Source organism: Sphingomonas sp. SDUR79 (assembly GCF_056821745.1).
In genome coordinates this window covers 2,354,554-2,379,924 of record NZ_JBPDIN010000001.1, presented here as the reverse complement: position 1 = coordinate 2,379,924, position 25,371 = coordinate 2,354,554, and the positions used below count along the sequence as shown (strand labels likewise).

Genomic DNA, 25,371 nt, shown 5'->3' with positions numbered 1-25,371 from the left:
AGTAACATGATTATCGGTATCGACCTCGGCACCACGAACAGTGCCGCGGCGGTCTTTCGGGACGGGGCGGCGGAGCTGATTCCCAACCGGCTCGGCCATTTCCTTACCCCCTCGGCGGTCAGCATCGATGAAAATGGCGACGTCATCACCGGCCTTGCCGCGCGCGAGCGGATGGCGAGCCACCCCGATGTCACCATCACTGCGTTCAAACGCTATATGGGCACGCAGCGCACGACCAAGCTCGGCAAGCGCAGCTTTGCGCCGGAGGAACTGTCCGCGCTGATCCTGCGCAGCCTTAAGGCCGATGCCGAGGCGTTCCTCAAGCAGGAAGTGACCGAGGCGGTGATCACCGTCCCCGCCTATTTCAACGACAAGCAGCGCAAGGCGACGCATCGCGCGGGCGAGCTGGCGGGTCTGAAGGTCGAGCGGCTGGTGAACGAGCCGACCGCCGCCGCGCTCGCTTATGGCATCCACCAGCTGGCCGATGAATCGCGCTTCCTGGTGTTCGACCTGGGCGGCGGCACGTTCGACGTGTCGATCGTCGAGATTTTTGAAGGGATCATCGAAGTCCGCGCCTCGACCGGCGACAATCATCTGGGCGGGGAGGATTTCAACGAGCTGCTGGTCGCCCTGATGCGCGACGCGCATGCCGCCGCCTTCGGCAATGCCGGGCGCGGCGACGATGCGCTGCACCAGAAGCTGCGCGAAACCGCCGAACGCGCGCGCCGCACGCTCAGCAGCGCGGGTGAGGCGGAGATGCGGATCGTGTGGAACGACGCCGAGTATCGCCATCTGGTCACGGCCACGGCTTTTGAAGAGGCGGCCAAGCCGCTGATCGACCGGCTGCGCGAACCGGTGCTGCGGTCGATGCGCGATTCGGGGATCAAGAGCGCGGAGTTGTCCGAGATCATCCTGATCGGCGGGGCGACGCGGATGCCGGTGGTGCGCAGCGCGGTGACACGGATGTTCGGCCGCTTCCCCAATGCGACGGTCAACCCGGACGAGGCGGTGGCGCTGGGCGCGGCGGTGCAGGCGGGGCTGAAGTCGCGCGATTCGGCGCTTAAGGAAGTCGTCGTCACCGATGTCTGCCCCTATTCGCTGGGGGTCGGCGTTGCCCGGCGGTTGCCCGGCGGGGGGATCGAGGACGGGCTGTTCGCCCCGATCATCGAACGCGGCACGGTCATCCCGGCGAGCCGCGAACACCGCTTCAGCACGATGCACAACAACCAGACCGTGGTTGAATTCGGCATCTATCAGGGTGAGGCGCGGCTGGTGCGCGACAATGTCGAGATCGGGAACACCAAGGTTACGGTGCCGCGCGCGCCAGCGGGGCAGGCGATCGATGTGCGCTTTTCCTATGACGTATCGGGCTTGCTGGAGGTCGATATTCTGGTGCCCGAGACGGGCCAGCGGGTCAGCCTGACGATCAATGACGGCAATGTTTCTGATCCGGCGGCGCTGGAAAAGGCGCGCGCGGCGCTCGCGGGGCTGAAGGTGCATCCGCGTGACGAGGCGGAGAACAAGGCGGCAATCGCGCGCGGCGAGAAATGCTTCGAGAATTTCCTGGGCGAACAGCGTTACTGGGTCGACGAAGTGCTGTCGCGCTTCATGGCCGCGCTGGAGACGCAGGATCCACGCGTGATCGAAACCGCGCGCAAGGAGCTCCACGTCGCGCTCGACCAGCTTGAGGGCGAGACCTTTCTGTGAGGCAATGGTGGAAGGTGTTGGGCGTTCCGCGCGGCAGCGACCGTGCGACCATCCGCCGCGCCTATGCCGCCAAGCTGAAGGTCACCAATCCCGAGGATGACGCCGCCGGCTTCATGGAATTGCGCGCCGCCTATGAAGAGGCGCTGCGCTGGGTCGATTACCAGCATTTCGACGATTGGGACGACGCGGAGCAAGAGGAGGCGGCGGGCGAGCGCGCCGGGCTGACGCTGGTGCCGGTCGGGGAACCGCTCGCGCCGGACCACGACGCGCTGCCCGAGGCCGAGCCGCTGCCGCCCCCGGAGCCTGACCCGCTGGAGGTCGAGCGCGCGGCGGATGCGGCGGAGTTCGAGCGGCGCTTCGCCGAGCTGGAGTCGGGACTGCGCGGGCCGTGGTTCAAGGATCGCGAGGGCGTTCGCGCGGCGTTCGATGCGGTGATGGCCGCGCCCGCGCTGATCGAACTCGACCGGCGCGCCTATGCCGAATACCGGCTCGCCGCGCTGATCGCCGACACGATCCCGCGCAGCGACGCGATCCTGCGTGAGGCGATGGCGGCGTTCGGCTGGGAGGGGGAGGGCAACCATCCGCCCGCCATTTGGGCGTTGCGGGCGCGGCTGGACGAATGGCGGCTGATCGCGTCGTTCGGGCGCGGTCATGCGCTGGAGCGCGGCTGGGGCGCGCTGATCGACGGCAAGTCGCCAAACTGGCTGCGGCGGATACGCGCGCTGCGTCCCGGAACTGCGGGCCAGGTGCGTCAGCTGTTCGAGCTTGCCGATTACGACGTGCCGGGCATATCGCACAGCTTTCACCCCAAGGCGGCGGAATGGTGGCACGCGCATCTCGACGCGCCGCGCTTCGGGTCGGTCGAGGTGGCGTTGTTGCTGCTCGGCGGGGTGGTGGCGACTCTGTTTGCGATGCTGGGCGCGAGTCCGGCGGTGCAGCTATGGGGTGCGGTGGGTTCAGTGGCGGGCGGCGTCGTGCTGTCGCTGGCGCATTGGCGGTTCGTCACCCCGATGCGCTGGCGCGCGGCGCGAGAGGGGGTGGTGCGGTCGCGCGGTGCCGGCTGGCGGCTCGGCCTATGGCTGGTGCTGACTGCGGCGGCGATCGCTGCGCCGGCGACGCCATGGATTGCGGGCGGATTGGCGGCGGCGTTCCTGATTCTGGCGATCGCCATCTTCGTGCTCGACAGTGCGGAGGAGATCGGTGGGCTGGCCTGGCAGCGGATGGTGATGCTGGCCATCGCGGGCGCCTTCATCGGCCCGGCATTTTTCGCGATGACCGTGGGCGAGCAGGCGCTGACCATAATATTCGGCCTGTCCGCCGGGATCGTCGGATTGTCGGCACGGGACGCGATCGCACGGGTGATTGCGCCGCGACCGGTGCTGATCGCGCTTGGCGTCATGGCTGCGCTGATTGTCGGGGCGATCGTGCGCAGCAACATGGTGCCCGGCACGCCGCTGATTGCATGGGGTGCGGCGGCGGGGACGTCGCTGGTGCTGATGAGCGGGCTGCGCGCGGGCGATCCCGACGGGCGCGGCAGCGGCGTCGCGACGCTGGCGAACATGCTGCTCTGGGCGATCGTGATTATCGCGGCGATCCTGTCAGTGCCGGAGCGGCAAAAGGGCGGCGCGCTACCGCCGCCGATTTCGGTGGTGCCGGCCGATCCGATGAAGGCGCTGGAAGCGTCCGAGCCGGGCTTTCGCGCGCTCAAGACGGGTAATCCCAAAGTCTATGGGCAGGTCGCCGCGATCCGCAAGGAAATGGCGGCGGGGACACGCAAGCATGACGAGGGCTATCGCGCGATTGATGCGCTGATCAACAAGGCCTATCAGACGCGCCTGCCGCTGGTTGGATCGGCGCTGATCGCTGCGGAAATGGACATTCGTCTCGCGCGGGCGCGTGAGTTGCGCAGGGCCGATGTGCGCGCGTGTGCGGGGGACCGCGACGCCACCAGTGCATTGCTGAGCCGCGACTTGCGTCAGCGGCATTATGCGCATGCGCTGGAGGTGGCGGGCGCACCGCTGCTGGTCTTGCGCGAGCTGAGCAAGGGGCGCGAGGTGCCGCTGATGGAGCTGTTACGGACGGCGACCAATGGCAACGTCGCGGCGGCGAACAAGCTGGCGGACGCGCTGGAGAGCAAGGATGCGGCGGCCAAATGCGACGCGCGCATTGTGATGCTGGAGGCACTGGTCGCGCTGCCGGATGTAGACATTGCCAAAACGATGCGGACGGCACTGACCTCACGAGCCAAGGCCGAGGCGGAGAAGAAGTAAGCGCGTGATCCTCCCCGCCAGGGGGAGGTGTCAGCGCAGCTGACGGAGGGGGAGGAAGCACGACGGCATAAGGGGCAAGGACATTCCCTTCCTCCCCCTGCGTCGCTTCCGGCGCCACCTCCCCCTGACGGGGGAGGATTTTTGGAACTTACGCCCCCTGCGGAGCGGGGTTGCCGAACGGGCCCTTGGGACGGCGGGTCTTGGGGATCGAGGTTCCCCCGGCCGCGACCGGACCCTTGGTCGTCGACGGATCGGGACGCCCGATATCGCCGTCGCTCAGCAGCTTCTTGATCTCATCGCCCGACAGCGTCTCATATTCGAGCAGCGCGCCGGCCAGCTGGTGCAGCTGGTCGATATGCTCGGTCAGCACGTCGCGCGCGCGGTTGAGGCCGCCCTCGACGGTTTCCTTGATCTCGCGGTCGATCAGCTGCTGTGTCTCGTTCGACATATGCCGCGGCTGCGAGGCCGAATAGCCAAGGAAGCTCTCACCCTCGGGCTGCGAATATTCGACCGGGCCGAGCTTGTCCGACATGCCCCATTTGGTGATCATGTCGCGGGCAAGGCCGGTGGCGTATTGGATGTCGCCGCTCGCGCCCGACGAGACCTTGTTATAGCCGAAGATGATTTCTTCGGCCACGCGGCCGCCCATGGCGACGGCGAGGTTCGCGTACATCTTGTCGCGGTGATAGCTGTAGCTGTCGCGCTCGGGCAGGCGCATGACCATGCCCAGCGCGCGACCGCGCGGGATGATCGTCGCCTTGTGGATCGGGTCCGATGCCGGTTCGTGCAAGCTGACGATCGCGTGGCCGGCCTCGTGATAAGCGGTCATCCGCTTCTCATCGTCGGTCATCACCATCGAACGCCGCTCGGCGCCCATCATCACCTTGTCCTTGGCGTCCTCGAACTCGCTCATCGCGACGAGGCGCTTGCCCTTGCGCGCCGCCATCAGCGCGGCTTCGTTGACGAGGTTGGCGAGATCCGCGCCCGAGAAGCCCGGCGTGCCGCGCGCGATCACCCGCGGGTCGACGTCGGGGGCCAGCGGCACCTTCTTCATGTGAACCTGAAGGATCTTCACCCGGCCTTCGATATCCGGGCGCGGCACGACGACCTGACGGTCGAAGCGGCCCGGACGCAGCAGCGCGGGGTCCAGCACGTCGGGGCGGTTGGTCGCCGCGACGATGATGATGCCCTCATTCGCCTCGAAACCGTCCATTTCGACCAGCAGCTGGTTCAGCGTCTGCTCGCGCTCGTCATTGCCATTGCCCAGGCCCGCGCCGCGATGGCGGCCGACCGCATCGATTTCGTCGATAAAGACGATGCACGGCGCGCTCTTCTTGGCCTGTTCGAACATGTCGCGCACGCGGCTCGCGCCGACGCCGACGAACATTTCGACAAAGTCCGAGCCGGAAATGGTGAAGAACGGCACGCCCGCCTCACCCGCAATCGCGCGGGCGAGCAGCGTCTTGCCGGTGCCGGGCGAGCCGACCAGCAGCGCGCCCTTGGGAATCTTGCCGCCAAGGCGTGCGAACTTGCTCGGGTCCTTGAGGAATTCGACGACTTCCTCCAGCTCCTCGCGCGCTTCGTCGATGCCGGCAACGTCGTCGAACGTGACCTTGCCTTCCTTTTGCGTCAGCAGCTTGGCGCGCGACTTGCCAAAGCCCATCGCGCCCGAGCCCGAGCCCTTCTGCATCTGACGCAGCACGAAGAAGGCGATGCCGAGGAACAGCAGGAACGGGAGCGCCTGGACCAGCACATATTGCCAGATCGACGGGCCTTCCTCCGGCCGCGCCGTGATCGTTACGCCCTGCTTGCGCAGTGTCGGGATCAGTTCGGGGTTGGGGACGGCGTTGGTGCGGAATTTCGCATCGCTCGACAAGGTGCCGGTGATCACGTTGCCCGCGACGTTGACGTCCTTGACCTTGCCCTGTTCGACATTGTCGAGAAATTCCGAATAGGCGATCGTCGTGCCCGCCGCCGTGCTGCTGGGCGCGCCGAACATGCTGACGAACAGCGCCAGCGCGGCGAGAATCCCCACCCAGACCAGCAGGCTCTTCATCCACGGATTGCCGTTATTCTCAGGGCCGGGAGTCTTGTTGTCGTCGCTCATGGGTCGAATGCACCTTCCTCAGCGCACAAGATAGGCGGTCGCAGGTTAATGGCAATGGAACAGCTTCGATCAGAGTGATCGACGCGGCGGGGCGGGGCGGAAGTGCCAGATTTCGCCTTTGACTTGTACGATGACCCCCGCCTGTGTGGCACCGGAGCCCGCGTTCAGTGCGTCGAGCAGCGGTTCGATGTTGGTCGAATCGCTAAACACGGGCAGCGCGATGCCATGCCGCGTTCGCGTTTCGTGGATCGCCCGTCGCAGCATCCGGCGCTGCACCTCGCGCGACAGGCCGGTGGGCCGAAGTTGCAAGGTCCGGTCCTGCCAGCGTTCGCGCCACAGCTGCGTGGCAAGGTTGTCGAGCGCGTCGTTGCTCTGGGCGATATATTCGGCGGAGCGGGCCAGTGCCACCGGATCGAGCAGCGGCTGACCAGCGAGCAGCGCGCGAAAGCGGGTGCGGTCGTGATGCGGATCGGCGTTGGTCGGATCGTCGACCCAGGGCGCGCCGCTCGCCGCGACGATCGCGCGCAGCTCGGCGCGCCGCCAGCCGAGCAGCGGGCGCAGCACGGGGCGGACATCGCGGCGCACCGGGCGAATGCCGCTCAGTCCGGCGATTCCCGACGCGCGGTTGAGCCGCATCAGCAGCGTTTCGGCTTGATCGTCGGCATGGTGCGCGGTCAGCAGCAGGTCGGCGTCCAGCTGTCGCATCCAGGCGAACAACGCGTCGTAACGGGCGGCACGTGCCTGACTCTGCAGACTGCTTCCGGTGATCGGGTCGGCCGGGGTCAGCGTTGCATGGGGAACGCCGAGCTGCGCGCATACCCGCGCGACCATTGTCGCCTCGTCTGCCGCCGCTGGCCGCAAGCCATGATCGACGGTCGCCGCGACGACGCAACCGGGAAAGGCGGCGCTGGCGAGCAGCAGCATCGCCATGCTGTCCGCCCCGCCCGACACGGCGAGGGCGATCCGGCTACCGTCCGCGCATACGCCGTCGAACGCGTGAACGCAGAGCTGTTCGAAATCCGCCCGAAACCGCTCGACCCACACCGGATCGAGCGGGTTCAGCGCGTCAGCGGCACTTGCTGGCGGAACGGCCGGTGGCGACATCCATCTTCATCGCTTCGGAGAGGCGGTCGCCATAGACCTGGGTCAGCTCGTCATAGACCTTGCAGACTTCGCTCGCCGGCTTCTTCATCTTCACCAGCGCTTGCGCGAGGTAATAGAGCGAGTCCGGCGCGCGCTCGCCATTGGGCATCTTCTGATAGTTTTCGAAGAAGGCGGTCGCGGCAAGCGCCGGCTTGCCCTGGTCGAGCAGCGCGCGGCCGAGCAGGTTCTGGGCATAGCTGGCGCGGCGATGCTTGGGATGCTTCTGCACCACGCTGCGCAGCTCGACGATCGCCTTGTCATATTGCTTCGCCTGCCACAGGCGGAAGCCATAGGTGTAGGTGTCTTCGGCAGCGTCGCCGGTGCTGGGCCGTTCGATCCCGGCGACCGGCGCGGTCGGCGTGCCGGTGGTCGGCGCGGGCGTCGTCGGACGCGGTGTCGTCGGGCGCGGAGCCGGGGTTGGCGTCGTCCCGATGCCGGTGACGGGAGCGGTGCCGCCGACCGCCGAAGCGCCATCCTCCAGCGCCTTCAACCGCGCATCGGTCGAGCGCTTGTATGCGGTGAATGCCTCTTCCAGCTGGCGCAGGCGATACTGGTTCTGTTCGATCTGGCCGGTCAGCGCGGATTGCTGGGATTCGAGCGCGCTGACGCGGGCGGTGAGGTCGCTGACCACGCCGCTCGCCGGAATGCCGGGAGCGGGGCCACTGCGGTCGGGAGCGGTGATCTGCGGCTCGACCGTCTGGCCGGCGCCGCCCGGGAACACCTTGCGCTGCACCGCGCGCATCTCGCGCTCCAGCCGGTCGACCCGGCCTTCGATCCCGTCGCGGCTGGTCTGTGCCGCCACCGGCATGGCGAGCGACGCCATCCCCGCCAGCACCACCGCCATCGCCGCACTCTTGTTCAGAAAACGCATGCTCGTCCCCACCCGCGATACTCTCTGGTCAATCCACTATAGCAAAGTCTGTCGCATCCCGATGCTGACCCTGCGCTTAAGCACCCGGCGCGGCCAGCGGCTCGGGCGTCGGCGCCGGTTGCACCACTGGCGCGGGCGTGGCGGCGGGCGAGCGTTCGGCCGGTGCCGACCGCGTCGTCGGCGCGCGACGCACGGGAGCGGCACGCGCCGCAGCCGGGCTTTCACCCGCCGTCGGCGTTGGCATCGCCCCCGGCTGGCCGCGCGTCCGCAACGCGCCCGCACTGATCGCCACATCCTTGATCGCGATCCCGGGACGGCCGAGCGGTTCGACTTCGACCCCGTCGATCGTGACCTGCAGCGCCTCTGGACGTCCGACATTGATCATCGGACCATTGGCATCGGCTGGCAGGTCATAGCGCTCGCCCGCCGTCATTTCCTTTTCGAACAGGCGCGTGCCCGTCGCGTCATAGATGCGCAGCCACACCGGCTGCTGCGCGATCAGCGTCACCTGCCCACCGGTCGCTGTCGGTGCGGCCTCGGTCGGGGCGGCGTCGGGCGTGGCGATGGCGGTCGGGGTCGGCTCCGGCACGGCGCTGGTGCCGCTGCGGAACAGATCGGTGCCATACCAGAGGCCGACTGCGGCGAGCAGCAGGATTGCGACGATCGCGCCGCCCCAGGCAAGCGCGCTCGGCGGTTCGCGCACCGGATCCTCGGGGTCATAGCTTTCATAGACTTCGCGCGCGGCAAAGGTGGACGCGGTCTCGGCGCGCAGCTCGCGGGCCAGGGCGACCTCGTCCGCGCCCACCGCGCGCGCATAGGCCTTGACGAAGCCGATCGCGTAGGTGGTCGACGGGAGCCCCGAATAATCCGATGCCTCGATCGCGGCGAGATGGCGCAGCGGCACGCGGGTGCGGCTGGCGACGTCGGACAGCTCCAGGCCCTGCGCCAGCCGGGCGTCGCGCAGCTTTTCCCCGACCTTAACCGGAAACAGGTTCGGGGTGTCGCCCGGTTCGCCGTCCATTCAATTCCCTCCGGTGCCTGATATTCGCGCCTTGCTGCATTCCTTAAAGGAGTGTCAACGTGCGCACTACCTGAAATGCCAGCATGCGTCGGGCTTTTGGCTCAGGCGAGCTCGACCCCATGCTCCGCAGCCCAGGCTTCCAGTGCGGCGCGCATGTCGCGCGGTGGCTTGGCGAGCAACTGTTCCATCGCCGTGCCGAGCGCGGCATGGTCGAGGCTGCGGACCATCGCCTTGACCGGCCCGACCGCCGCCGGGGTGATCGACAGACGATCGATGCCAAGGCCGATCAGCGCCATCGCCTCCAGCGGCCGCCCGCCCATCTCCCCGCATACTGCGACCGGCACCTTGGCCGCATGGGCCTCGCGCGTCACGCGACGCAGGAAGCGCAGGATCGACGGGCTCAGCCAATCGTAGCGCACCGCCAGCTTGGGGTGCGCGCGATCGGCGGCGAACAGAAACTGGGTGAGGTCATTGGTGCCGATCGAAAGGAAATCGATCTGCGGCAACAGAATGTCGAGCACTTCGGCCAGCGCCGGCACCTCCAGCATCGCGCCATAGCGGATGTGCAGCGGCAATTTGTGCCCGCGCGCCTCCAGCCAGGCGCGCTGCACCTCGAAAATCGCGCGCGCCTGTTCGAACTCCCATGGTTCGGACACCATCGGGAACATGACGCTCAGTGTCCGCCCCGCCGCTGCTTCGAGCAACGCGCGCGCCTGCACCTTCATCAGCCCTTCGCGATCGAGCGCCAGCCGCAGCGCGCGCCAGCCCATCGCCGGATTTTCTTCCTCGCCATTTTCGTCATGGTCGAGATAGGGGAGCGCCTTGTCGCCGCCGATATCGACGGTGCGGAAGATCACCGGGCGGTCGCCCGCCGCCTCCAGCACGTCGCGATACAGGCGCTTCTGCCCCTCGCGCTGCGGCAGAGTGGCGGAGACAAGGAACTGGAATTCGGTGCGGAACAGACCGATCCCGTCGGCACCGGTCAGGTCGAGCGCCGCGACATCGTCGCGCAGGCCGGCATTGACCATCACCGTCACGCGATGCCCGTCGCGCGTCTCGGGCGCCAGGTTGCGCATCGCGGCAAAGGCGGCGCGGCGCTTCTGCGTGATCAGCAGCTTTGCCTCGAACACCTCTTCCATCGCATGGGTCGGGCGCACGACCAGCGAGCCTTCGGTCACGTCGAGCAGCAGCCGGTCGCCCTCCGCGACCAGGCGGCGGACATCCTTGACGCGGCCGAGCACCGGTACGCCCATCGCCCGTGCGACGATGGTGACATGCGCGGTCAGCGACCCTTCCTCAAGGATCACGCCCTTGAGGCGGCGGCGGTCATATTCGAGCAGCTCGGCGGGGCCGAGATTGCGCGCGATCAGGATCGAATCCTGCCGCAACCCCAGCTGCGCGGCGGTGCCGAGTTGGCCCGACACGATCCGCAGCAACCGGTTGGACAGATCCTCCAGATCGTGCATCCGCTCACGCAGCAGCGGATCGTCGATCTGCCGCATCCGCATCCGGGTGCGCTGCTGCACCCGCTCGATCGCTGCCTCGGCGGTCAGGCCGCTGTCGATCGCCTCATTGATGCGACGGCCCCAGCCCTCGTCATAGGCGAACATCTTGTAGGTCTCGAGGATCTCCTCATGCTCGCCGCCGACGCCGAATTCGGCCTGGCTGGTCATGCGGTCGATCTGTTCGCGCATCTTGTCGAACGCGGCATAGACGCGGTGGCGCTCGGCCTCGGTATCCTCGGCGACGGTATGCTCGATGGTAATGCGCGGCTGGTGGAAGACGGCGGCACCCGCCGCCATGCCCTCGACCAGCTTGAACCCGGCGATGCGCGCGGTCGCGGTCGGTTGCGCCCGGGTCGATCCGCCAGCGCTCGTGTCGGCGCTGTCGATAAGGCCGGCATTGGCGATCAGTTCCGACAGCACCATCGCCACGGTCTGCAACGCTTCGATCTCCACCTCTTCATATTTGCGGGGATCGGCATGCTGGACCGCGAGCACACCGACCGCGCGCTCCTTGCGGATGATCGGCACCCCGGCAAAGCTGTGGAATTGCTCTTCGCCGGTTTCGGGGCGATAGGCGAAGTCGGGGTGCGAAGCGGCCTCGTCCAGGTTCAGCGTTTCGACATTCTTCGCGATCATGCCGACCAGACCCTCGCCAAGCGCGAGCTTGGTGACGTGCACCGCCTCCTGCGCCAGGCCGCGCGTGGCGAACAGCTCGAGCACGCCTTCGCGCAGCAGATAGATCGAGCACACTTCGCTGCGCAGCGACTCCCCGATGATCTCGACCACCGCGTTCAGCTTGGACTGGGCCGGGGTGCGCGACGCCATCACGTCGTGCAACCGCGTCAGAATTTCGCGGGCGGAGGCGGCGGCGGAAACGGGCATGCGCGAATCGCTAACAGATCGCCCGGGTACCGCCAAGGAATTCAGCGCGCGGCGAGCGTGACGGTGCCGCCGCCAATGTCCGTTTCGGCGCGAAAGATTTCGGCGGCATAGGCAAGGCGCGGGGCGGCGACTGGCGTACCCGCGCGCCATGCCGCCAGATCGGCGCGCCAGGCATCGTAACGCGCGTAGAAATCGGTGAAGGGGCGATCGACCTGCGCCAGCGCGGCGGGCGCGACCGACGGGAGTTCGGCGGCGGGCAGCGCAAGCTGATGCAGCAGCGGCGCGGCGGTCGCGCAGAACTGCGCCATCACCGGTGGCTGCGCGAAATAATTGTAAAGCCGCGTCATCGCCGGATCGAACGCCGCTGAGTCGCCATATTCGCGGGTCAGCGCATGATGCGCCGCCTTCAGTGCTCCGCGATGCGCCTTGAGGAACTGGTTATAGGCGGGGGCGAGCGCCGGATCGTTGCAGTTGAGCGCCGCGACGTTGAACGCGGCGCGCAGATGCCACGCGGCTGCTGCGGCGGAAACCTCGCGGTTGGGGGTCGCATAGCTGCCGTCCGGCAGGCGTGCCGGGATGACAAGGTTCGCTGCAGCCCCGTCGGGCGCGCGTGGTGCTGCGGTCTGGGTTGGGGCAGGCGCGGGAACCGGGAGCGGGGCGGGAGCGGCGATCCGCTCCGGCTCGGCGCAGGCGCTCGCGAGGGCGAGCAGCGGGAGGGCGAGGAGAAAGCGGGACATGCCCGACACCCAAGCAGGCTGGAGTCAACGACTGGTTAAACGCGCGGGCGAATGGGGCGAGATGCTGCCGATGAGGCGACCATCGCCAAAAATTCCGTCATGCTGAACTTGTTCGGGTGACGGAATGTGGAAATGCTCAGCGAGCAGACTGGAAGCGCGACCGCAGCTTCGGAAATCAATTCGCCCGCTTCTCCAGTGCCGCCGCCGCCTCGGCCATCAGCTGGGCGATGATGTCGGCGACGGGTTCTTCCTTGGTCACCATGCCGACCGACTGGCCGGCCATCAGCGAGCCATTGTCGACATCGCCCTCGATCACCGCGCGGCGCAGCGCGCCGGCCCAATAATGTTCGATCTGGAGCTGCGCCTCCATCATCTCGACCTTGCCCTCGTCGAGCAGCTGCGCGACTTCGCGCTGCTTGGCGGTGAACAGCTCGGATGACGCGTTCTTGAGCGCGCGGACCGGGATCACCGGCAGGCGCGGGTCGATCTGCACGCTGGAGATCGCGTCGCGCGCGCTGGCGCGGAAGAACGCTTTCTTGAAGTTCGGATGCGCGATGCTCTCGGTCGCGCAGGCAAAGCGCGTGCCGAGCTGGACGCCCGCGGCACCCATGTCGAGATAGCCGGCAATCGCCTCGCCACGCCCGATCCCGCCCGCGACGAACACCGGCACCTGCTCCGACACTTCGGGCAGGATTTCCTGCGCGAGTACGCTGGTCGATACCGGGCCGATATGGCCACCGGCCTCCATCCCCTCGACCACCAGCGCATCGACGCCGCTGCGGATCAGCTTCTTGGCGAGCGATAGCGCCGGGGCAAAGCAGATCAGCTTCGCGCCATTGCCCTTGATCGCGTCGAGCGAGCCTGCCGGGGGCAGGCCGCCGGCGAGGACGATATGCGTCACCTGATGCTTCGCGCAGACCGCGATCAGGTCGAACAGCATCGGGTGCATGGTGATCAGGTTTACGCCGAACGGCTTGTCGGTCAGTGCCTTGGTCGCCGCGATCTCGGCATCCAGCAGCTCGGGCGTCATCGCCCCGCACGCGATCAGGCCGAACCCGCCCGCGTTGGAGATGGCTGAGACGAGGTTGCGCTCGCTGACCCACGACATCGCGCCGCACAGGATCGCGGTCTCGCTGCCCAGAAATTCGATGCCGCGCGCCATGCGGCGCTGAAGGCGCTGTTTACCAATGGTCATGGCGCTCGCCTAGCGCCGGTCCGCGCAGTTAGGCAAGCCACGAGCGCTCAGGGGCCGCATTCCCACACGCCGTCGATCGCCAGCGGCGCTGAGCCGGGTGCCTCGACCGACAGCGTTGCGGTGTGGCTCGACCCTTCATGTTCAGTCTCACGCGGGGCGCCGCGCGTGATCGATGCGGTCAGTTCGGCGTCGGTAAAGCTGCCGCCCTTTGCCATTGCATCGAACCCTCCGGGCGCGCGCGCGGTGAGCAGCACCGGCGTCGCGCCGCGCATCACCACCGCCGTTGCACGGCTCGCCTTGTCGACATCGCCTGCGCCGACCAGCAGCAGATCGCTGGCGTCCGAGAGGAAGGCGCAGCGCAGTTCGCCGATGACCTGTGCCGCCGCTGCCTCGGTCACGAGGCCGAGTGTGATCGGCGAGGGACTGGGTGTCGGAGCGGGCGGAATGCCGGATTCGATCGGTGTCGGCTCAGCCTCGCTTGCATTGGGCGGCGGAACCGGGGCGGGCGAGCAGGCGGCGAGCGCGAGCATAAGGGCGGGGACGATCATACGCATGGCGTTAACAATGCGGTGGACGCGCCGGAGTTCAATACCCAAGGATAAGCGCATGTCGCAGATTCGCCGCCTCGGCCCGAATGACCCCGCCGCACTCGCCGCGATGAACGCGCTGTTTGCGCGGGAGTTCGAGGATGCGGAAAGCTATCTGTCCGCGCCACCCGGGCCGGATCATGTCGCGGCGCTGCTCGCCAATCCCCATTTCATCGCGCTAGTGGCGGAGGCCAACGGCGCGATGGTCGGCGCGCTCGCGGCCTATATCCTGCCCAAGTTCGAACAGGCACGCAGTGAGATTTACATCTACGACCTCGCCGTGGCGGAGGCGCAGCGGCGGCGCGGCATCGCCACTTCGCTGATCGACGCGCTGCGCCCGATCGCGCGGTCGGCCGGGGCGTGGGTGATCTATGTCCAGGCCGATTATGTCGATCCGCCCGCGATCGCGCTCTACACCAAATTGGGCGTGCGCGAGGATGTGTTGCACTTCGACATCCCGGTCGATCCCGATTAAAGCCGCGCCATGATCGATCGTCGCACCCTGCTCGCCGCCGCTGCCGCCGCCCCGCTCGCCGCATGCGCCCCGCGCGCCATGGCACCGCGCCAGCCGCTGCGGGTGGTGACGTTCAACATCTGGCACGATGCCGGCAACTGGCCGCTGCGGCTGAAGCTGATCGTCGATGCGCTGCGGGCCGCCGATGCCGATGTCATCGGGCTGCAGGAGGTGCTGCAAGACGCGAAAAAGAACCTGCCCAACCAGGCCGAGACGATCGCCGCCGCGCTGGGCGGCTATCGCGTGGAGTTCATGTCGACCTCTCCCGTCGGCGCGGCCAACCGCTATGGCAATGCCATCCTGACGCGCCTGCCGGTGGTCGAGACCGACACGATCAAGCTGGAGCCGCTGAACGACTATCGCACCGCACTGCGCGTGCGGGTTCGGGCGGGCGGGCGGCTGTTCGATATGGTCAACACGCATCTGGCGCACCAGCCCGATGCCGGACCGGTGCGGGCGCAGCAAATTGGCGGCCTGCTCGGCTGGCTGCCGACCGAGGATGTGCCGGTGGTGCTGATGGGCGACTTCAACGCCCCGCTCGACGAAGCCGCGCTCGCCCCGCTTGCGATCCGTGGCCTTGAGCCGGCGCTTGCCCCGGGCGCGACCGACACGACGCTGGTGGTCGAGCGCGGGCACAGGGCGCGCGTGATCGACCATATCTTTGCCGATCCGCGCCAATTCGAGGTCAGCGACGCGCGCCGCATTGCGGACGCGGTGAATGGCGAGTTCCCGTCCGATCACTACGGTGTAGCTGCGACGTTGACGCCGCGCTGAGCAAGCTCAGGCTGCTTCGTCCTCCGGAACATCCAGACCATAGGCGGTATGCAGCACGCGGACGGCGAGTTCGGTTTCGTCCTCGTGGATCAGCACCGACACCTTGATCTCGCTGGTGGTGATGGCGAGGATGTTGATCCGCCGATCCGCCAGCGTGTCGAACATCGTCGCGGCAACGCCGGCATGGCTGCGCATGCCGACCCCAACGACACTGATCTTGGCGATCTTGGTATCGTGGATCAGCGCATCATAGCCGATCGGCGCCTTGGCCTTGCCGAGCACGTCGAGTGCGCGGGCGAGTTCGGCGCGCGGCACGGTGAACGTCACATCGGTCGATCCGGTGGCGTGCGCGACGTTCTGGACGATCATGTCGACATTGATCCCGGACTCGGCCAGCGGGCCGAAGATATGCGCGACCGCGCCGGGCCGGTCGGGGACGTTGGTCAGCGTCACCTTGGCTTCGTTCTTGTCGGCGGCGATGCCGGTGATGAGCTGCCGTTCCACGTCGTTAATCTCCTCTTCGCCGACGATCAGCGTGCCGCGATGGCCCTCCTCGTCATGCGTATCCTCAAAGGACGAGAGGACGCGCACGCGCACCCCCTCCTTCATCGCCAGCCCGACCGAGCGGGTCTGGAGCACCTTCGCCCCGACGCTCGCCAGTTCCAGCATCTCTTCATAGGTGACCTTGGTCAGCTTGCGCGCGCGCGGAACGATGCGCGGGTCGGTGGTGTAGACGCCGTCGACATCGGTGTAGATGTCGCACCGGTCCGCCTTCATCGCCGCCGCGACCGCGACCGCGCTGGTGTCCGATCCGCCGCGGCCGAGCGTGGTGATGCGATGATCGTCGGCGACGCCCTGAAAGCCCGGGATCACCGCGACATGGCCGTCGGCCAGGCTCGCATTGAGCGTATCGGTGTCGATGGTGTCGATCCGGGCGCTGGCATGCGCGCTGCTGGTATGGATCGGCAGCTGCCAGCCGAGCCAGCTGCGCGCCGGAACGCCCATCGCCTGCAGCGTGATCGCCAGCAGGCCGCTCGTCACCTGCTCGCCCGATGCGACGACCACGTCATATTCGCGCAGGTCGTAGAGCGGCGAAGCTTCCTTGCAGAAGCCGACCAGCCGGTCGGTCTCGCCCGCCATCGCCGACACGACGACCGCGACCTGATTGCCCGCTTCCCATTCGCGCTTCACGCGCGCGGCAACGTTGCGAATCCGCTCGATCCCGGCCATCGACGTGCCGCCGAACTTCATCACGATACGCGCCATCTGAACCTGTCCCCCAAAGTCCCGGTTGGGAAGCTGTGGGCGCGCTGATAAGAGGGGGGGATGGCGATGACAAGCAAAGCAACGATTGACCCGCGTGAAGCTGAACATTTCGGCCGGCTCGCGGCGGACTGGTGGAATCCGAAGGGGGAGTCGGCGATGCTCCACCGGCTCAATCCGGTGCGGTTGCGCTATATCCGTGAGGCGATCGACGCGCATTGGGGCAGCGATCCGCGCGATTTCGCGCCGCTCAAGGGCCGGACCGCGCTCGATGTCGGCTGCGGCGCCGGGTTGCTGTGCGAGCCGCTGGCGCGGATGGGCGCGGCGGTGACGGGGGTGGATGCTGCGCCCGAAAATATCGGCGCGGCGCGCGCGCATGCCCAAGCGGCGGGGCTGACCATCGATTATCGCGCGGGCGAGTTCGAGACGCAGGTCGCGGGGCGCCAGTTCGACCTGGTCACATCGATGGAGGTGATCGAGCATGTCGCGGACCCGGCGGCGTTCGTGCGCGGTCTGGTCGCGGCGCTGGCACCGGGCGGGCTGATGATCCTGTCGACCCCCAACCGCACTCCGCTATCGCGCCTGGCGATGATCACGGTGGGCGAGGGGCTTGGCATGATCCCGCGCGGGACGCACGATCACGCCAAGTTCCTGACGCCCGAGGAATTGACCGGGCTGCTCGAGGATGCCGGGATGACCGTATCCGACCTGCGCGGCCTCAGCTTCTCGCCGGGCGCGGGGTTTCATCTGAGCGAGGATATGGCGCTTAACTATTTGCTCACCGCGCGGCGCGGGTAAGGGCAAGGTTATTGCGGCGTATTACGCCGCCGAAACCATCTTGTCTTGCGCGATCCGGCCCAGCAGAACTGCCGCTCAACCAAGGGGGGATTCTATGCTGTTCGGAGTTCTGCGCGCGCTGATTGGCGCGACGTTAGCGATCGCCATGATCATCGCCGCGCCGGCGCAGGCGGCCAAATATTATATCGAAAGCAAGCTGGGCGAACTGACCGCCGAACAGCGCGCCAAGGTTGAAAAGCCGCGCCCGGTTCAGCTCGTCTTCCAATTCACCACCGACCAGAAGGCCAACCCCAAGGCGACCAAATATGTCAAGGAACAGGTCTTCAAGCTGGTCCGCGAATCGGGCGCCTTCTCGGAAGTGCTGGAAACGCCGGTGGAGGGCGGCGCGATGCTGGCCATCACGATGGACAATATCGTGCAGAAGGATGCGGCGGGGAAGGGGTTCGTCACCGGCCTGACCTTCGGCCTGGCCAAAACGGTGGTCCGCGACGGCTATCTGATCGTCGCCGAATATAACGCCGCCGCCGGTGCGACGCCGATCCGGCGCGAAGTGACGCACGGCCTATGGCTGACGATGGGCACCAAGGAGGTGCCGGGTCCGGAGCTGATCCAGGTCAAGAATGCGGTGATCGGGATCGAGACCATCGTGCGCCAGGGCATCGGGCACGCGGTTAACCAGCTGGCGCTGGACCCAGCCTTTGCCGGAACCGCGCCGACCGAACCGGCCGCAGCCGCACCGGCACAGCCCGGGGCATGAACCGCCGCATCCTGCTGCTGACGGGGCTGAGCGCCGCGCTGGCCGGGTGCAGCGCCACCGCTGCCCCGCCGTCCGCGTCGCCGCGTGCGGTGCGGGCGGCCAGCGCGCCGCAGATTCCGCCGCTCGCCATCGGCGCATTTCAGCTCGGCCCGGGGCTGCCGCCGGGTTCGGATCGGGCAGTCGGCCTGCGCGCCTTCCGCCTGTTGCCGCCCAACAAGACCTCGTTCGCTGCCTATCTCGGCGAGACGCTGGCCGAGCAATTGCGGCTCGCGGGCAAACTTGATCCGAATGCGCGGTTCACCATTTCGGCGGACCTCATCGAGAATTCGGCGAATCCGAAGGTCGGTCAGGCCACGGGCGCACTCGCCGCGACCTTCCGCGTCACCGAAAACGGCGCGGTAAAGATGGAAAAAACGCTGCGAGTCGAGGCGAACTGGAACTCGTCCTTCATCGGTGCAGTCGCGATCGATGCTGCGGAACGCGAATATGTCGCGCTCTATTCGCAGCTCGTCGAAACGCTACTCGAAGATCCCGATTTCCGACAAGCGGTCGCGCGTTAGAACAGCCGCCCGCCATTGGGCACCGGCACGCTCGGGTGGAACAGCACGACCTTCCCCTCCGCATCGGGGAAGCCGAGCGTCAGCACTTCCGACATCATCGGGCCGATCTGGCGCGGCGGGAAGTTGACCACCGCCGCGACCTGTCGCCCGGGAAGGTCGTCGAGCGTGTAATGTTCGGTGATCTGCGCCGAGGAGCGTTTGACCCCGATCGCCGGGCCGAAGTCGATCGTCAGCTTGAACGCGGGCTTGCGCGCCTCGGGGAAGGGCTCGGCGGCGATGATCGTGCCGATACGGATATCGACCGCAAGGAACTGGTCGAAGCTGATTTCCGGCGCGGCGGGGGCGTTGGCGGCATGGGTCATGTGCATCACGCTCGATTGACACAGCTGGCCGGATTCGCCCAGTCCCTGCCCATGACCGTGAAGCTGCACCCAAGCTGGCTCGAACCGCTGCAAGCCGAGTTCGACAGCCCCTATATGGCCGATCTGCGCGCATTCCTTATGGCGGAAAAGGCGGCCGGGAAGCGCATCTTTCCCAAGGGTGCCGACTGGTTCCGCGCGCTCGACCTGACCCCGCCGGAAAGCGTCCGCGTCGTGATTCTGGGGCAGGACCCTTATCATGGCGAGGGGCAGGCGCATGGCCTGTGCTTCTCGGTCCAGCCGGGGGTGAAGGTGCCGCCGAGCCTGGTGAATATCTACAAGGAGCTGAAGAGCGATCTTGGCATCGACCCGCCGGGACACGGCTTCCTGGAGCATTGGGCGAGACAGGGCGTGTTGCTGCTCAACAACTGCCTGACGGTCGAGATGGGGCTGGCGGCGTCGCACAAGGGGCGGGGGTGGGAGCGGTTCACCGATGCGGTGGTGGCACAGGTCAACGCGCTGCCCGATCCGGTGGTGTTCATGCTGTGGGGCAGCCATGCGCAGAAAAAGGCGGCGTCAGTCGATCCGCGCCATCTGGTGCTGAAATCGGTCCACCCCTCGCCATTGTCGGCGCATGGCGGTTTCTTCGGCTCGCGCCCGTTTTCGCAGGCGAATGCGTTTCTTGAAGCGAATGGGCGCGGCGAAATCGACTGGGCACTGCCTGAGATATAGCCCGTCGCCCCGGCGCAGGCCGGGGCCGCCACGTGGCGAAGAGATCCCCTCAAACTTGGCGGCCCCGGCCTGCGCCGGGGCGACGAATTTGGTTAAAAGCTCAACCGTGCCGACACCCGGATGTCGCGGCCGGGGAGCGGCACGAAATCCTTGGTGAAGCTCGCATGGCGGCGTGCATCGACGTCGAAGATGTTGTTCGCCGACAGGATGATCGCGGTCTCGCGCTTTTCGCCCAGCGGGTGCCAGGTCAGCGATGCGTTGACGAAGGTGAAGGCCGGGGTTTCGCTCTCGAACTCGGCGACGCGCGTCTGGCGCACCGCATGCTCGACCTCGACCCGGCCGCCGAACTGGCCCTGGCTGGCGTCGATCCCGGCGAGCACGCGGAACGGCGGGATGCGGGGAACCGCGCTGCCATCCTCCAGCTCGGCATGGACATAGTCGGCGACCAGATTGCCGCCGAGCGAGAAGCCGCCTTCGCCGCCATCGATGAAGGTCGTCGACACCTCACCCTCGACGCCCAGATAGCGCGCTTCGGCCTGGCGGAACTCGAACACCGGCAGTTCGTCGATCTCGTCGCCGGTCGCGACTTCATAAATGTAGTCGTCGAACCAGTTGGCATAGGCCGCGATCTGGAAGCGCACCGGCCCAGCGGCACCGCGCGCATAGACTTCGCCGCCCCAGCTCTTTTCGGTGCGGAAATTGGGGTTGCCGACCTCATAGGATTGCGTGGCGATGTGCGGCCCGTTGGAGAACAGTTCCTCGGCCGAAGGCGCGCGGACCGCGCGCGACACGTTGAACCCGATTTTCACATCGGGCGCGAGCGCATAGGATAGGCCGATCGCGCCGGAGAAGGCGTCGAAGCGGCGGTCGAACGCGCCGGTCGGGCCGTCCTCGTCCAGATCGAGCTTGACGGTGTTCGAGCGGACGCGGGTGTGCTCGTAGCGCAGCGCGCCTTCCAGCCCGATCGCGCCGAGATCGACTTCCTGCAGCGTGAACACGCCATATTGATCGGTGACGTTCTTGGGCACGAACGCTTCGGCACCGACCGCGTTGAAGTTGCGCGTAAAGGCCTGGAAGCCGGTCACGCCGCGCCAGCCGTCACGGTTCGCCTGAACCAGTTCGAGCCGACCTTCAAAGCCTTCGTTGTAAAAGACGGTGCCGACCTCGTCGCCCTCGAACTCGGTATGTTCATAGTCCGAATAGCCGACGCGCACGCGCAGGGCATCGACCAGGCCGCCGCCGATCTTCACTTCGCCGCGCATATCGGCGCGGAACTGCTGAAGGCCGATCGTGACGTCGCCCTCTTCCTCATGCGCACCGCCGCCGCCATGATCGTGATGCGCGCCCGGCCGCGTCGGGACGCCATAGCGCGTGTCGTAATAGCCGGCGGAGAAGCCGAGGCTGCCGCCATCGTTGATCAGCGCGACGCCGCCGCCCAGCGAATAGGTGCGCGTGCCGCTATTGGGCAGGCGACCGCGGCGGTTGGCATTCTCCAGCGCCTCTTCGGCTTCCTCAAGATGCCCCTCGTCTGCCTCTTCCTCGGCAATCTCGAGCTGCTCGGCGCGCAGCGGGGCGCTCAGCACATAGCCGCCGACTCGCAGGTCGTCGCTCTTGCGATAGCTGCCGTCGATATGCGCGACGATCTGCGGCGTGATCGCAAAGTCCACCGCCGCGCCGCCGCCGCGCTCGTCCGCGGCCGAGCCATAGGCGCCGATCGCGTCGACATGGAAACCATTCTCCGGCACCGCGCGCGGGATGCGGCGGTCGAGCACGTTGACCGCACCGCCAATTGCCTGGCTGCCGAACAGCAGCACGGCGGGGCCGCGCAGCACTTCGATCCGCTCCGCAGTCAGCGGCTCGATCGACACGGCATGGTCGGTCGAGGTGTTCGACGCGTCGAGCGTGCCAAGGCCATCGGTCAGCACGCGGACGCGCTCACCCTGAAAGCCGCGCAGGACCGGACGCGACGCGCCCGGGCTGAACGATGTCGCCGACACGCCCGGAACCTGGGTCAGCGAATCGCCGATCTGGCCGCGAATGTCGCGCACCAGCTCGTCACCGGTGACGACCGAGGTACCGGCGAGCAGGTCGAGCCGCTCGATGCCGGGCGCGCTGATCACCACTTCCTCGACCGTCTCGCCATGCACCGGATTGCGGCTCGACCGGTCACGCTCGGCATGATCGCTGGTCTGGGCAAAGGCGGGGGCGGCGAGGATGCTCGTGGCGAGCAGGATCGTGCTGAACTTCATGGTTACGCAATTCCCTGAACTGAATTTGCGCGATCTCATATGTGCAATGATACAACGTCACAAGAGGGAATTTGCTGCACTGCGACGACAGGTCGCGCGGCTGCGGTCGAATTTCCTGGGGGCGCAGTCCGCGATCAGAGCGCGGCGGCGTCGAACTCGATATCCGCGTTGCGATACGCCGCGACCAGCGCGTTGCGCAGCAGGCAGGCAATGGTCATCGGCCCGACCCCGCCCGGGACCGGGGTGATCGCGCCCGCGACCGATGCCGCGCTGTCGAACTCGACATCGCCGACCAGCGCGCCGTCGACGCGGTTGATGCCGACATCGATCACCGTCGCGCCGGGCTTGAGCCACTCGCCCTTGACGAAGCCCGCACGACCGACCGCCGCCACGACGATATCGGCGCGGCTGACATGATGGGCGAGGTCGCGGGTGCGCGAATGGGCGAGGGTGACGGTGCAGTTCGCGGCAGTAAGCAGCGCCGCCATCGGCTTGCCGACCAGGATCGAGCGGCCGATGACGATCGCGTCGAGCCCGGACAGGTCACCGATCTGATCCTGTAACAGCATCAGGCTGCCGAGCGGGGTGCACGGCACCAGCCCGTCGATGCCGAGCGCCAGCCGACCCGCGCTGACCGGGGTCAGCCCATCGACATCCTTGTTCGGATCGATTGCCGCGACCACCGCCTGCTCGTCGAGATGGCGGGGCAGCGGCAGCTGGACAAGGATGCCGTCGACCGCCGCATCGGCGTTCAACTGGCGCACCAGCGCGATCAGCGTGTCCTGAGTCGTGTCGGCGGGCAGGCTATGCTCGAAGCTCGCCATGTTGGCAGCGACCGTCGCCTTGCCCTTGCTGCGAACATAAACGGCCGAGGCGGGGTCGTCGCCGACCAGCACCACCGCGAGGCCAGCCTTGCGGCCCGCCTGTGCCTCAAATGCCGCCGCAGCCTCGCCCACCCGGGCCCGCAGATTGGCGGCGAATGCCTTGCCGTCGATGATCTCAGCGCTCATGCCCCGCCCCATAGATCGCTGCGGCGATTCCTGCCAGTCTCTCGGGATCGCCCGCGATGGACAAGCGCTTCACCCGCGCAGTGTCCCCCGCGATCAGCGTCACGTCGCGCTTGGCCACGCCAAACGTCTTGGCGACTAGCTCGATCAGCGCAGCATTGGCGGCACCCTCGACGGGCGGCGCGGCGATCCGCGCGGCGAAATGCTCGGGTGCGCCGGGGAGCAGCACGCTCTTCGACGCGCGCGGTGTCGCGCGCACAGCGACGATCAGGCCCGGCGGCGCTTCCCGCCAGGGCAGGCTCACGCCGCCGAGCTGGCGAGCGCCATTGCGAGGTTGGGGATCACGGCATAGTTGATGATCGCGATCAGGATCAGCACCACGAACGGCGCGAAATCCATCGGGCCGGTATCGGGCAGTATGCGGCGGATCGGGCGATAGATCGGCTCGGTCAGCGTGTTCAGGCCGCGCCACAGCGTGTTCACGAACTGATTATAGTCGTTGATCACGTTGAACGAGATCAGGATCGACAGCACCGCCTGGATGACGATGACCCACCACAGCGCATTGAGCAGGATCTGTACGATCCCGAAGAGCATGTTCAAAAACGGGTCCAATCGGGCCTCCGGAGTTTTGGCGCTTTTACAGGAAAGCGGCAGCTATCGGCAACTGTGTTGAGTATGTAATACGCCTTAGCGGTGAACCAAGGTTCCCGCGCCCTGCGTGGTGAAGATTTCGAGCAGCATCGCATGCGGGATTCGCCCGTCGAGGATGACCGCGGCGTCCACCCCGGCATCGACCGCGGCAACGCACGTTTCGACCTTGGGGATCATGCCCCCGCTGATCGTCCCATCGGCCTTCAGCGCCATGATCCGGCCGGGGTCGAGGTCGGTCAGCAGCTGCTTGTCCTTGTCGAGCACGCCGGGGACATCGGTGAGCAGGAAGAAACGCGATGCGCCGAGCGCGCCGGCGATCGCCCCCGCCATGGTGTCGGCATTGATGTTGTAGGTGTGGCCGTCCGCGCCCAGCGCAATCGGAGCGATCACCGGGATGAAGCCCTGATCGCTCAGCGTGGTCAGCACCGACGCATCGACCGCCACCGGCTCGCCGACAAAGCCCAGATCGACATGGCGTTCGATGCCCTGCAGCGGATCGGCGGAATCGCGCTGAACTTTGCGCGCGGTGACCAGCCCCGAATCCTTGCCCGAAATGCCGAGCGCCTTGCCGCCGGCTGCGCCGATCCAGCTGACGATTTCCTTGTTGATCGATCCGGCCAGCACCATTTCGGCGATCCGCGCGGTTTCGGCATCGGTGACGCGCAGCCCGCCGACAAACTGCGATTCGACGCCCAGCCGCTTGAGCATCGACCCGATCTGCGGCCCGCCACCGTGCACGACGACCGGGTTGATCCCGACCGCCTTGAGCAGCACGACATCCTCGGCAAAGTCGCGCGCCAGCTCGGGATCGCCCATCGCGTGGCCGCCATATTTCACGACGAACGTCTTGCCCTTGTAACGCTGCATATAGGGCAGCGCGTCGGTCAGCGTCTCGGCCTTGGCCAGCATTGCGGGGTCGGGTGCGTGATCGGTCATGCCGCGCCCTTAGCGGGAGTTGGCCGATCGTGAAAGCATGGGTCGCTTGACTCAATTCGATAATTAGCTAAATGACGAATCATGAGCTTGGTCTTCAAGGCATTGTCCGACCCCACCCGCCGCCGCGTGCTGCAATTGCTGCGCAAGGGGCCGATGAGCGCGGGTGATCTGAGTGACCAGTTCGATGTGTCGAAACCGACCATGTCGGCGCATTTCGCGGTGCTCAAGGATGCCGACCTCGTCCACGCGGAGAAGGCGGGGAAGTCGGTCATCTACCATTTGAAGCTTTCGGTGCTCGAAGAAGCGCTGCTGGGCTTTGTCGATTCATTCGGGGGCAGCGGATCGACCGCGCCCGACAAGGAGCGTGCGTGATGAACAGCGAAACCAAGGTCAGCCTCGCTTGGGGCGTGGGCATCGTCGTGCTCGCGCTGGGCCTCAGCTCGGCGCGCAGTGCCGGCCATGTCGATCATGACACCGTCACGCGCATCGTGCTCGGCGCGACCGGCCTGATGGTCGCGTGGTTCGGCAACATGATGCCCAAGCGCTTCGTGCCGAGCGCACTCGCGCGCAAGGTGCATCGCGTCGGCGGCTGGTCACTCATGATCAGCGGGCTGATCTATGCCGGGGCGTTCGCGGTGCTGCCGATCCAGACGGCGGTGTTCGTCGGCGGCGGCGCGGTCGTCGCCGGCCTCGCGATCACCATCGGCTATTGCCAGTCGCTGCGGACCAAGGCGCGGGCGTGA

General features: G+C 67.0%; 25 protein-coding genes. 10 read left to right on the top strand and 15 right to left on the bottom strand.

The features are described from left to right. The first annotated feature begins 6 nt into the window (after positions 1-6). Both ACRYLO_RS11875 and ACRYLO_RS11870 read left to right on the top strand, forming a co-directional pair. The gene (locus tag ACRYLO_RS11875; protein ID WP_482660349.1) at positions 7-1,707 is read left to right on the top strand and encodes an Hsp70 family protein; all 1,701 of its coding nucleotides are present in this window, start codon (positions 7-9) and stop codon (positions 1,705-1,707) included. Between the two features lie 17 nt (positions 1,708-1,724). Beyond that, positions 1,725-3,977, top strand: coding sequence for a J domain-containing protein (locus ACRYLO_RS11870; RefSeq protein ID WP_482660348.1), 2,253 nt, complete (start codon positions 1,725-1,727; stop codon positions 3,975-3,977). A gap of 148 nt (positions 3,978-4,125) precedes the next feature. Here ACRYLO_RS11870 and ftsH read toward each other — a convergent pair whose 3' ends face one another. From ftsH to ACRYLO_RS11830, 8 genes are all read right to left on the bottom strand, one after another. After that, a complete protein-coding gene (ftsH, locus tag ACRYLO_RS11865) occupies positions 4,126-6,084 on the bottom strand; it encodes an ATP-dependent zinc metalloprotease FtsH (protein WP_482660347.1) in 1,959 nt (652 codons plus the stop codon). Positions 6,085-6,153: 69 nt separating this feature from the next. Next, positions 6,154-7,188, bottom strand: a complete 1,035-nt coding sequence (gene tilS / locus ACRYLO_RS11860; RefSeq protein ID WP_482660346.1) for a tRNA lysidine(34) synthetase TilS — start codon at positions 7,186-7,188, stop codon at positions 6,154-6,156. Beyond that, positions 7,151-8,098, bottom strand: a complete 948-nt coding sequence (locus tag ACRYLO_RS11855; protein ID WP_482660345.1) for a tetratricopeptide repeat protein — start codon at positions 8,096-8,098, stop codon at positions 7,151-7,153. The genes tilS and ACRYLO_RS11855 overlap by 38 nt, the downstream gene beginning before the upstream one ends. 76 nt (positions 8,099-8,174) lie before the next feature. Beyond that, positions 8,175-9,119, bottom strand: a complete 945-nt coding sequence (locus tag ACRYLO_RS11850; RefSeq protein WP_482660344.1) for a helix-turn-helix domain-containing protein — start codon at positions 9,117-9,119, stop codon at positions 8,175-8,177. A 101-nt stretch (positions 9,120-9,220) separates the two neighbouring features. Further along, entirely contained in the window at positions 9,221-11,506 is a 2,286-nt protein-coding gene (ptsP, locus tag ACRYLO_RS11845) for a phosphoenolpyruvate--protein phosphotransferase (RefSeq protein ID WP_482660343.1), read from the bottom strand. A 41-nt stretch (positions 11,507-11,547) separates the two neighbouring features. Continuing rightward, positions 11,548-12,243: a hypothetical protein gene (locus ACRYLO_RS11840; RefSeq protein ID WP_482660342.1), complete on the bottom strand. Its 696-nt coding sequence runs from the start codon at positions 12,241-12,243 to the stop codon at positions 11,548-11,550. Between the two features lie 175 nt (positions 12,244-12,418). Further along, complete coding sequence (locus tag ACRYLO_RS11835; RefSeq protein WP_482660341.1) at positions 12,419-13,438, bottom strand: NAD(P)H-dependent flavin oxidoreductase; 1,020 nt, start codon at positions 13,436-13,438, stop codon at positions 12,419-12,421. Positions 13,439-13,485: 47 nt separating this feature from the next. Next, positions 13,486-13,992: a hypothetical protein gene (locus ACRYLO_RS11830; protein WP_482660340.1), complete on the bottom strand. Its 507-nt coding sequence runs from the start codon at positions 13,990-13,992 to the stop codon at positions 13,486-13,488. 52 nt (positions 13,993-14,044) lie between these two features. On the opposite strand from ACRYLO_RS11830, the gene ACRYLO_RS11825 reads away from it, so the two are divergent. Together ACRYLO_RS11825 and ACRYLO_RS11820 are read left to right on the top strand one after the other, a co-directional pair. Next, complete coding sequence (locus tag ACRYLO_RS11825; RefSeq protein WP_482660339.1) at positions 14,045-14,500, top strand: AAC(3)-I family aminoglycoside N-acetyltransferase; 456 nt, start codon at positions 14,045-14,047, stop codon at positions 14,498-14,500. Between the two features lie 9 nt (positions 14,501-14,509). Then, on the top strand, positions 14,510-15,313 hold the full coding sequence (locus tag ACRYLO_RS11820; RefSeq protein WP_482660338.1) for an endonuclease/exonuclease/phosphatase family protein: 804 nt from the start codon (positions 14,510-14,512) through the stop codon (positions 15,311-15,313). A gap of 6 nt (positions 15,314-15,319) precedes the next feature. On the opposite strand, the gene ACRYLO_RS11815 is transcribed toward ACRYLO_RS11820, so the two are convergent. Then, a complete protein-coding gene (locus tag ACRYLO_RS11815; RefSeq protein ID WP_482660337.1) occupies positions 15,320-16,579 on the bottom strand; it encodes an aspartate kinase in 1,260 nt (419 codons plus the stop codon). A gap of 66 nt (positions 16,580-16,645) precedes the next feature. Here ACRYLO_RS11815 and ubiG point away from each other — a divergent pair, with 66 nt between their 5' ends. From ubiG to ACRYLO_RS11800, 3 genes are all read left to right on the top strand, one after another. Beyond that, positions 16,646-17,374 carry a bifunctional 2-polyprenyl-6-hydroxyphenol methylase/3-demethylubiquinol 3-O-methyltransferase UbiG gene (gene ubiG / locus ACRYLO_RS11810; protein WP_482660336.1) on the top strand — a complete coding sequence of 243 codons (729 nt, stop codon included), beginning with the start codon at positions 16,646-16,648 and terminating at the stop codon, positions 17,372-17,374. 94 nt (positions 17,375-17,468) lie between these two features. Next, positions 17,469-18,131, top strand: a complete 663-nt coding sequence (locus ACRYLO_RS11805) for a hypothetical protein (RefSeq protein ID WP_482660335.1) — start codon at positions 17,469-17,471, stop codon at positions 18,129-18,131. Continuing rightward, positions 18,128-18,691, top strand: a complete 564-nt coding sequence (locus ACRYLO_RS11800; protein WP_482660334.1) for a hypothetical protein — start codon at positions 18,128-18,130, stop codon at positions 18,689-18,691. The genes ACRYLO_RS11805 and ACRYLO_RS11800 overlap by 4 nt, the downstream gene beginning before the upstream one ends. Here the strand turns inward: ACRYLO_RS11800 and ACRYLO_RS11795 are convergent. Continuing rightward, positions 18,688-19,059: a tRNA-binding protein gene (locus ACRYLO_RS11795; RefSeq protein WP_482660333.1), complete on the bottom strand. Its 372-nt coding sequence runs from the start codon at positions 19,057-19,059 to the stop codon at positions 18,688-18,690. The two genes, ACRYLO_RS11800 and ACRYLO_RS11795, sit on opposite strands and share 4 nt — an antisense overlap. Positions 19,060-19,104: 45 nt before the next feature. On the opposite strand from ACRYLO_RS11795, the gene ung reads away from it, so the two are divergent. Further along, on the top strand, positions 19,105-19,782 hold the full coding sequence (gene ung, locus ACRYLO_RS11790; protein WP_482660332.1) for a uracil-DNA glycosylase: 678 nt from the start codon (positions 19,105-19,107) through the stop codon (positions 19,780-19,782). Positions 19,783-19,874: 92 nt separating this feature from the next. Here the strand turns inward: ung and ACRYLO_RS11785 are convergent, their stop codons facing one another. From ACRYLO_RS11785 to argB, 5 genes are all read right to left on the bottom strand, one after another. After that, positions 19,875-22,031, bottom strand: a complete 2,157-nt coding sequence (locus ACRYLO_RS11785) for a TonB-dependent receptor (RefSeq protein ID WP_482660331.1) — start codon at positions 22,029-22,031, stop codon at positions 19,875-19,877. A gap of 134 nt (positions 22,032-22,165) precedes the next feature. Continuing rightward, positions 22,166-23,041: a bifunctional methylenetetrahydrofolate dehydrogenase/methenyltetrahydrofolate cyclohydrolase FolD gene (folD, locus tag ACRYLO_RS11780; RefSeq protein ID WP_482660330.1), complete on the bottom strand. Its 876-nt coding sequence runs from the start codon at positions 23,039-23,041 to the stop codon at positions 22,166-22,168. Continuing rightward, on the bottom strand, positions 23,031-23,342 hold the full coding sequence (locus ACRYLO_RS11775) for a DUF167 domain-containing protein (RefSeq protein ID WP_482660329.1): 312 nt from the start codon (positions 23,340-23,342) through the stop codon (positions 23,031-23,033). Before ACRYLO_RS11775 ends, folD begins: the two co-directional genes overlap by 11 nt. Then, positions 23,339-23,635 (bottom strand): YggT family protein, encoded by a 297-nt coding sequence (locus ACRYLO_RS11770; RefSeq protein WP_300501221.1) that lies wholly within the window; start codon positions 23,633-23,635, stop codon positions 23,339-23,341. Before ACRYLO_RS11770 ends, ACRYLO_RS11775 begins: the two co-directional genes overlap by 4 nt. Positions 23,636-23,728: 93 nt before the next feature. Continuing rightward, on the bottom strand, positions 23,729-24,628 hold the full coding sequence (gene argB, locus ACRYLO_RS11765; RefSeq protein WP_482660328.1) for an acetylglutamate kinase: 900 nt from the start codon (positions 24,626-24,628) through the stop codon (positions 23,729-23,731). A gap of 81 nt (positions 24,629-24,709) precedes the next feature. Here argB and ACRYLO_RS11760 point away from each other — a divergent pair, with 81 nt between their 5' ends. Beyond that, positions 24,710-25,000 carry an autorepressor SdpR family transcription factor gene (locus ACRYLO_RS11760; protein WP_482660327.1) on the top strand — a complete coding sequence of 97 codons (291 nt, stop codon included), beginning with the start codon at positions 24,710-24,712 and terminating at the stop codon, positions 24,998-25,000. Further along, a complete protein-coding gene (locus ACRYLO_RS11755; protein WP_482660326.1) occupies positions 25,000-25,371 on the top strand; it encodes an SdpI family protein in 372 nt (123 codons plus the stop codon). Before ACRYLO_RS11760 ends, ACRYLO_RS11755 begins: the two co-directional genes overlap by 1 nt.

Bases quoted from the DNA above. Each gene is read 5' to 3' on its own strand.
- ACRYLO_RS11770 (WP_300501221.1), bottom strand. From the start codon at position 23,635: ATGCTCTTCGGGATCGTACAGATCCTGCTCAATGCGCTGTGGTGGGTC.
- tilS (WP_482660346.1), bottom strand. From the start codon at position 7,188: ATGTCGCCACCGGCCGTTCCGCCAGCAAGTGCCGCTGACGCGCTGAAC.
- ung (WP_482660332.1), top strand. From the start codon at position 19,105: ATGACCGTGAAGCTGCACCCAAGCTGGCTCGAACCGCTGCAAGCCGAG.
- ACRYLO_RS11760 (WP_482660327.1), top strand. From the start codon at position 24,710: ATGAGCTTGGTCTTCAAGGCATTGTCCGACCCCACCCGCCGCCGCGTG.
- ACRYLO_RS11785 (WP_482660331.1), bottom strand. From the start codon at position 22,031: ATGAAGTTCAGCACGATCCTGCTCGCCACGAGCATCCTCGCCGCCCCC.
- ACRYLO_RS11825 (WP_482660339.1), top strand. From the start codon at position 14,045: ATGTCGCAGATTCGCCGCCTCGGCCCGAATGACCCCGCCGCACTCGCC.
- ACRYLO_RS11840 (WP_482660342.1), bottom strand. From the start codon at position 12,243: ATGTCCCGCTTTCTCCTCGCCCTCCCGCTGCTCGCCCTCGCGAGCGCC.
- ACRYLO_RS11820 (WP_482660338.1), top strand. From the start codon at position 14,510: ATGATCGATCGTCGCACCCTGCTCGCCGCCGCTGCCGCCGCCCCGCTC.
- ACRYLO_RS11875 (WP_482660349.1), top strand. From the start codon at position 7: ATGATTATCGGTATCGACCTCGGCACCACGAACAGTGCCGCGGCGGTC.
- ACRYLO_RS11795 (WP_482660333.1), bottom strand. From the start codon at position 19,059: ATGCACATGACCCATGCCGCCAACGCCCCCGCCGCGCCGGAAATCAGC.
- argB (WP_482660328.1), bottom strand. From the start codon at position 24,628: ATGACCGATCACGCACCCGACCCCGCAATGCTGGCCAAGGCCGAGACG.
- ACRYLO_RS11805 (WP_482660335.1), top strand. From the start codon at position 17,469: ATGCTGTTCGGAGTTCTGCGCGCGCTGATTGGCGCGACGTTAGCGATC.
- ACRYLO_RS11800 (WP_482660334.1), top strand. From the start codon at position 18,128: ATGAACCGCCGCATCCTGCTGCTGACGGGGCTGAGCGCCGCGCTGGCC.
- ftsH (WP_482660347.1), bottom strand. From the start codon at position 6,084: ATGAGCGACGACAACAAGACTCCCGGCCCTGAGAATAACGGCAATCCG.
- ACRYLO_RS11815 (WP_482660337.1), bottom strand. From the start codon at position 16,579: ATGGCGCGTATCGTGATGAAGTTCGGCGGCACGTCGATGGCCGGGATC.
- ptsP (WP_482660343.1), bottom strand. From the start codon at position 11,506: ATGCCCGTTTCCGCCGCCGCCTCCGCCCGCGAAATTCTGACGCGGTTG.
- ubiG (WP_482660336.1), top strand. From the start codon at position 16,646: ATGACAAGCAAAGCAACGATTGACCCGCGTGAAGCTGAACATTTCGGC.
- ACRYLO_RS11830 (WP_482660340.1), bottom strand. From the start codon at position 13,992: ATGCGTATGATCGTCCCCGCCCTTATGCTCGCGCTCGCCGCCTGCTCG.
- ACRYLO_RS11755 (WP_482660326.1), top strand. From the start codon at position 25,000: ATGAACAGCGAAACCAAGGTCAGCCTCGCTTGGGGCGTGGGCATCGTC.
- ACRYLO_RS11835 (WP_482660341.1), bottom strand. From the start codon at position 13,438: ATGACCATTGGTAAACAGCGCCTTCAGCGCCGCATGGCGCGCGGCATC.
- ACRYLO_RS11850 (WP_482660344.1), bottom strand. From the start codon at position 9,119: ATGGACGGCGAACCGGGCGACACCCCGAACCTGTTTCCGGTTAAGGTC.
- folD (WP_482660330.1), bottom strand. From the start codon at position 23,041: ATGAGCGCTGAGATCATCGACGGCAAGGCATTCGCCGCCAATCTGCGG.
- ACRYLO_RS11855 (WP_482660345.1), bottom strand. From the start codon at position 8,098: ATGCGTTTTCTGAACAAGAGTGCGGCGATGGCGGTGGTGCTGGCGGGG.